This window comes from Streptomyces sp. NPDC054770 (assembly GCF_053611985.1).
This window is the reverse complement of record NZ_JBSHBL010000164.1, coordinates 1-5,844: the sequence shown is the minus strand read 5'-3', so window position 1 is coordinate 5,844 and position 5,844 is coordinate 1. Positions and strand designations below refer to the sequence as shown.

Below are 5,844 nucleotides of genomic sequence, written 5' to 3'. Positions count from 1 at the left end.
CCCGGGTGCGGCCCTGGTCGTCACGGGCGGACTGCTCGCCCCGGAGGGCCCGTTGCTCACCCCGCTCACCGAGCGGCTCTCCCACCTCGACCTCACGATCACCCCGGTGACCGACGGCCGCGCGGGCGCCGTGGCGCTGGCGCGGCTCCTCACCACCCGCCGCTGACCCCGTCAGTCCCCGTCACCTACGGCAACCCGACCGCCGCCCGGATGATCCTGCGCGGTTCCGTGCGCCGACGGGCGGGCTCAGCGCCGGTGTTCGTGGTCCGGATGTGCCGCGTCGCCGGGGTGTTCGTGCCCGTCCGTGTCCTCGACGCCGGACCGGGCCCGGTCCAGCCAGTCGAAGAAGGCCTGGCGTCCGCGCGCCCGCCGCAACTCCCTTGCCACGTCCTCCCGTACGCGCTCGTACGGCTGGAAGTCCCCGGCCGTCGTCGTCGTGAAGGCGTCGACACCGCGCCGTAGCGCGTCCTTGGTGAGGAACCGGTCCCGGTTGCGGACGTAGTAGTCACGCACCGCCTCCTCCGGCACCCGCTGTTCGGCCTCCAGCACGGCCAGCAGGGCGCGGGCGGCGGGGGAGTGGGCGAGCGCCACCGCGACGATGCTGCCCAGGTCGGCGACGTCGGTCCCGGCCACGGCCAGGACACGCTCGGGCGAGACCTCCGGGCGTGGTGCCAGGCCGCGTTCCGAGCAGGCCCGCCGGGCGAGTTCATCGGTGACGACGACCTGCGTCGCCCACCGTCTGCGCTGCCGCTCCGACCGCGCCTCCACCTGTTCCACCGGCACGGACGCCCCGTCCACCACAGCGGCGTGCTCGCTCACGGCGTCCCCCCGCACCGCATCCGCCCGGCATCGCGCGGCTCCTCGCCGAAGACGGAGAGCGTCGGCTCGTCGCAGTACAGGGGGCCGCGCCGGACCGGGTCGCAGTGGGCGGGCCGCCCGCTGCCGGCCGGGTCGTCGGCGGTGTCCCCGGTCTCGTGGTGGAGGTGGCCGTCCATGAACGTGGTCCGGCCGGGCTCGACGGCCGTGAACTCGGCGGAGTGGTGCAGGAGCAGGCCCGCGCCCGCGTCCTCGACGGTCACCGTGATCCTGCGCCGGTCGCCGGGCGCGAGCCGCTCGGCGGACACGGGGACCTCCGCGCGTACCGTTCCGTCCTCGCCGGCGGTGGCCGGGAGCTCACCGACGCTGCGCACCCCCGGTCCCTCGACGGTCAGCAGCACCGGGCGGCCCGGGATGTGCTCGGCCCGGACGACGACCACTTGGAGCGGCTTCTCAGGGGTGCCGGTGAAGATCTCGGTCGACTCGACAGAGGTCACACGCATGGGGCTCCTACGAGTGCTCGGCGGAGCCTCATCCTGACATCGTGTGTTGGTTCAATCAACCGTAGACATGCTTCATTGATGGTTCATTGATACAGAACCTCCGGGCCGGGAGGGCGTCGGCTCAGCGGGACCGCCGGGACTTCACCGCGTGCTGTCCCGCGATGTGGTCGGTCAACGCCAGTGAGGCGCTGGCCCGTTGGTAGGAGAGCTGGGCGACCCGGACGTACAGGCAGTCGATGAGGAGCAGTACCGAGTGGCGGGCGCCGATGATGCCGGTGGGGAAGCTGGTCTCCGGGGTGGAGGAGATGAGCCGGATGTCGGCGGCGCGGGCGAGCGGGGAACGCGGGTCGGCGGTGAGGGCGATCGTCGTCGCGCCGCGCTCCTTGGCCGTGTCGAAGGGCTCGGTCGTCTCGCGGGTCGCCCCGGAGTGGGAGATGCCGATCGCGACGTCGGCGGGGGTGAGCAGGGCGGCCGAGGTGGCCGCGGCATGCACCTCGGTCCAGCCGCGCACCGAGCAGCCGATCCGGAACAGCCGGGTCTCGGTCTCCTGTGCCACCGCACCGCTGCCGCCCACGCCGTAGACGTCGATACGGCGGGCCCGGGCCATGGCCTGCGCGGCCCGCTCGACCGCGTCCAGGTCGATCCGGTCCAGGGTCTGCTGGACGGCCCGCAGGTCCGCGGTGCCGACCACCTTCACGACCCGCTCCAGGCTGTCGTCCGGGGAGATGTCCGGGCCGATCTCGGCCGTGCCCCAGTCGGACACCTCCCCGCGGCCCAGCTCCTGCGCGAGCGCGATCAGCAGGTGCTGGTAGGAGTCGAGGCCGACGGCCCGGCAGAACCGGGTCACGGTCGCCTGGGAGGTACCGGTGCGGCGCCCCAGCTCCGCGGCCGAACAGCGGGTGACGGCGGCCGGGTCCTCCAGGATCAGCTCGCCGACCTTCCGCAGGGAGCCGGCCAGGCGCGGCAGCTCGGTCCGGATGAGTGCGGTGACGTCGGTCGAGGGCATGAGGGGAAGGTAGCAGCCACCTCATGGGCCGTCAGTTGGATATCAGGACCGGATGGGCGCGCCATTGCACGGTGTACGGCACACATGATTTATTTATTCATCAATAAAGGTGAAGTCGAGGCGGTTCAATCCATCCGGTTCAATCCACCCGGTCGTTCCGGCAGTGGGGAGTGCGCACGTGTCCGTCGAGTCCGCCGGCGAGTCCGGGACCGAGCCGGTGAACGCCGAACGCTTCGCCCGCGAGGGCCTCGCCGCCCTCCACCGACTCACCGGGGCCGCCCGCGCCGACGTCACCAGGGCCGCCGGACTGATCGCCGACTGCGTCCGCACCGACGGAGTCGTGCAGGCCTTCGGCACCGGACACTCCCAGGCCATGGTCCTCGAAGTCGCCGGCCGTGCGGGCGGGTTGGTGCCCACCAACCGGATCGGCATCGCCGACCTCGTCCTCTACGGCGGCGAACACCCGAGCGTCCTCGACGACCCGCTCCTGGAACGCGAACCAGGCGTCGCCGCCCGCCTCTACGAGCTCGCCGCCCCGCACCCGCAGGATCTCTTCGTCGTCATCTCCAACTCCGGGGTGAACAACGTGATCGTGGAGATGGCCCTGCACGCCAGGGAACGCGGGCACCGGATCCTCGCCCTCACCTCCCTCGCCCACACCCGCGCGGTCCCGGCCGGCCACCCCAGCGGCAAGAAGCTCGCGGACCTGGCCGACGTGGTCCTCGACAACGCGGCCCCGCGCGGCGACGCCCTTCTCGAACTCCCCGGCGGCGGTGCGGTCTGCGCGCTGTCCACGCTGACCGGGGTCATGCTCGTACAGATGGCGGTGGCCGAGGCGGCCGGCCTCCTGCTCGCGTCCGGGGACCGCCCCCCGGTCTACGTCTCGGCCAACGTGCCCGGCGGCTTCGAGGGCAACCTGGAACTGGAGAAGCGGTACGCCGGGCGGATCCGGCGCACCGCGAGCTGAGGAGTCGTCAGCCGACCGGCGGGCGGCGGCCGTTCCAGGGGAGCGCGAGCTCCAGGGTGCGGGACACCTGGAGCAGCAGGTCCTCCCGCCAGGGCGCGGCGACGAGCTGGACGCCGACCGGCAGCCCGGTGGCCTCGTCGTGGTGGACGGGCAGTGAGACCGCCGGCTGGCCGGTCACGTTGAACACCGAGGTGAACACCCCCATCGGATAGCTGTTCAGCACGGCCGCCAGCGGATGCTCCTCGGTACCCGCCCGCCAGGCGCCGATACGCGGCGGGAGACAGGCCATCGTCGGCGTGACCAGGAGGTCGAAACCGGCGACGAAGCCCTCGACGATGCGCCGCGACAGATGCTGGGCCCGCTGCACCGCCTCCACATAGGCCCACGAGTCCACCGACCGCGCCGCCGCACGCAACGCACGGTTGTGCGGCTCGACGCGCTCCGGGTCCGCGAGGTCGATCCCGGCGGCCCCGATGTTCCAGATGGTCGTGAACGCGGCGACCAACTCGTCCGCCGGAGGCAGCGGCAGGGCGGTGCCGACGATGTGATGCCCCGCCGACTCGAGCGCCCGGAGCGTCACCTCGACGGCCCGCACACCCGCCGGATCCACCTCGATCCCGTCGACGGGCGACTCGGTGAGCACCCCGATCCGCAGCCCGGTCGGCGGCTCGGCCGCCGTCGCCGCGGCGAACGATCCGCGCGGGGACGGCGGCGACCACCAGGCGCCCGGATCGTGGCGCGCCAGCACGTCCAGGGCGGCCGCGGTGTCCGCCACCGTCCGGGTGACCACCCCGCTGGTCCCGAGGCCCTCCACCACGACGGTCCCGTTGCTGACCAGGCCACGGGTGGGCTTGAGACCCACCAGCCCGGTGCAGGAGGCGGGGATACGGATCGACCCGCCGCCGTCCTCGGCATGTGCGATCGGCGCCATCCCGGCGGCGACGGCCACGCCCGCCCCGCTGGACGAACCGCCCGGCGTACGGTCCGGGTCCCATGGGTTCCGAGAGATGCCCAGGGCCTCGCTCTCGGTGAAGGGCAGCGCGCCGAACTCGGAGGTGGTGGTCTTGCCGAGCAGCACGAACCCCGCGTCCACGAACCGCCGTACGACCGGGTCCGAGACCGTGGCCGGTGCCCGCCCGGCACCGGCGGACCCCCGGGTCGTCGGCCAACCGGCCACGTCCACCAGGTCCTTGACCGGCAGCGGGACACCGAGGAAGGGCGGCAGGTCGTCGGGCGACGCGGCCCGCACCACCAGGTCGGCCGCGGCCGCCGCTGCCTTGCGGACCTCGTCGTCGGCCCGGTGGCAGAAGGCGTTCAGCCGGGGGTCCAGTTCGTCCATCCGCCGCAGACAGCGCTCGGCCACCTCGACCGGGCTCACCTCCTTCCGTCGTATGGCAGCGGCGAGTTCGACGGCCGGCGTGTACAAGTCGGTCGCGTCAGGCGAAGCAGTCGGCGTGTGTGTCACGAGTGGTCCTCTCCGATCCGGGGCGCTTAAGGGAACGCCCTCAGTCTCGGCGCGCCCGCACCGCTCCGTATTGGACGAATGTTCCGTACGCTGGCGCCATGCGATCCGTCCGGTCGGCTCGGAGCGCCGCGCGGATCTGGGACATCGCCACCCCGGCGCGGCCCGGCCGGCTGCCCGGGGTCAGCATGGCGGGGTTCCGGGCGCGGACCACGGACCCCGTCGACCTGAGCGTGGTCCCGTACCCGGCCGTCACGGTGGCCTTCGACCTCGGCGACCGGCCGTTCGCCGTCGACGCCCCCGACGGCGGACGGCACCAGGGCAGCATCGTCGCCGGACTCGCGGCCGACGGCCTGCGCGGGCGGGGCCGTGCCATCGAGTGCCTCCAGATCAGGCTGTCACCGGTCGTCGCCCACGCGGTGTTCGGCGCCTCCGCGGAGCTGGGCGGCGCGGTGGTCCGCCTCGACGACCTCTGGGGCCGCGACGGCACACGCGTCCAGGAACAGCTGCGGGCCGCCGGAGCCTGGCAGGACCGGTTCGCCATCGCCGAGGCCGCACTCCGCCGCCGATACGAGGCCGGCCGGTCCGTCGACCCGGAAGTCGCCTTCGTCTGGGGGCAGATGGCGACGCACCTGGGCGGGGTCCGGGTCGAGCCGCTGGCGGCCGAGATCGGCTGGAGCCGCAAGCGGCTGTGGTCCCGCTTCCGTTCCCAGACCGGCCTCACGCCCAAGCGCGCGGCCCAGCTGATCCGCTTCGACCACGCGGCCCACCGTCTCGCCGCCGGGCACAGCGCCGCGCTGGTGGCAGCGGAGATCGGGTACGCCGACCAGTCCCACCTCCACAGGGACGTCAGGGCCTTCGCCGGGGTGACGCCGGCGGCGGTGTCCGCGGCGCCGTGGCTCGCGGTCGACGACGTGGCGTGGGCCGCGCCCGGATACCTGCCGGGCACAGCGCTCCGAGCCGCCGCCGCACGCTGACGCGGCGAGCACGTCCCGGGGTCCCCGGACGCGCCGCGCGCCGCGGTCCGCCCGCCGCCGGCCCGCCGGCCGCTGGGCTCGCCCCGCCGGCACCCCCGCCACCGGCTCAGCCG

6 protein-coding genes are annotated in these 5,844 nt (G+C 73.8%); 2 read left to right on the top strand and 4 right to left on the bottom strand.

Annotated elements, in window-relative coordinates; genetic code table 11:
• Positions 1-246 precede the first annotated feature (246 nt).
• The 3 genes from ACWGKQ_RS51695 to ACWGKQ_RS51685 all read right to left on the bottom strand — a co-directional run bounded on the left by ACWGKQ_RS51695 (position 247) and on the right by ACWGKQ_RS51685 (position 2,325).
• A complete protein-coding gene (locus ACWGKQ_RS51695; RefSeq protein WP_453299097.1) occupies positions 247-819 on the bottom strand; it encodes a peptidyl-prolyl cis-trans isomerase in 573 nt (190 codons plus the stop codon).
• A complete protein-coding gene (locus tag ACWGKQ_RS51690) occupies positions 816-1,319 on the bottom strand; it encodes a hypothetical protein (protein WP_453299096.1) in 504 nt (167 codons plus the stop codon). Before ACWGKQ_RS51690 ends, ACWGKQ_RS51695 begins: the two co-directional genes overlap by 4 nt.
• A 121-nt stretch (positions 1,320-1,440) precedes the next feature.
• Complete coding sequence (locus ACWGKQ_RS51685) at positions 1,441-2,325, bottom strand: MurR/RpiR family transcriptional regulator (protein ID WP_453299095.1); 885 nt, start codon at positions 2,323-2,325, stop codon at positions 1,441-1,443.
• 178 nt (positions 2,326-2,503) lie between these two features.
• Here ACWGKQ_RS51685 and ACWGKQ_RS51680 point away from each other — a divergent pair, with 178 nt between their 5' ends.
• Complete coding sequence (locus ACWGKQ_RS51680) at positions 2,504-3,292, top strand: sugar isomerase domain-containing protein (protein ID WP_453299094.1); 789 nt, start codon at positions 2,504-2,506, stop codon at positions 3,290-3,292.
• A gap of 7 nt (positions 3,293-3,299) precedes the next feature.
• Here ACWGKQ_RS51680 and ACWGKQ_RS51675 read toward each other — a convergent pair whose 3' ends face one another.
• Positions 3,300-4,670, bottom strand: coding sequence for an amidase (locus ACWGKQ_RS51675; protein ID WP_453299093.1), 1,371 nt, complete (start codon positions 4,668-4,670; stop codon positions 3,300-3,302).
• A 185-nt stretch (positions 4,671-4,855) separates the two neighbouring features.
• Here ACWGKQ_RS51675 and ACWGKQ_RS51670 point away from each other — a divergent pair, with 185 nt between their 5' ends.
• Positions 4,856-5,731: a helix-turn-helix domain-containing protein gene (locus ACWGKQ_RS51670; protein ID WP_453299092.1), complete on the top strand. Its 876-nt coding sequence runs from the start codon at positions 4,856-4,858 to the stop codon at positions 5,729-5,731.
• Positions 5,732-5,844: the final 113 nt, after the last annotated feature.

What these genes read in the sequence shown, in the direction of transcription:
- ACWGKQ_RS51690 (WP_453299096.1), bottom strand. Translation starts at nt 1,319, where the DNA reads ATGCGTGTGACCTCTGTCGAGTCGACCGAGATCTTCACCGGCACCCCT.
- ACWGKQ_RS51685 (WP_453299095.1), bottom strand. Translation starts at nt 2,325, where the DNA reads ATGCCCTCGACCGACGTCACCGCACTCATCCGGACCGAGCTGCCGCGC.
- ACWGKQ_RS51670 (WP_453299092.1), top strand. Translation starts at nt 4,856, where the DNA reads ATGCGATCCGTCCGGTCGGCTCGGAGCGCCGCGCGGATCTGGGACATC.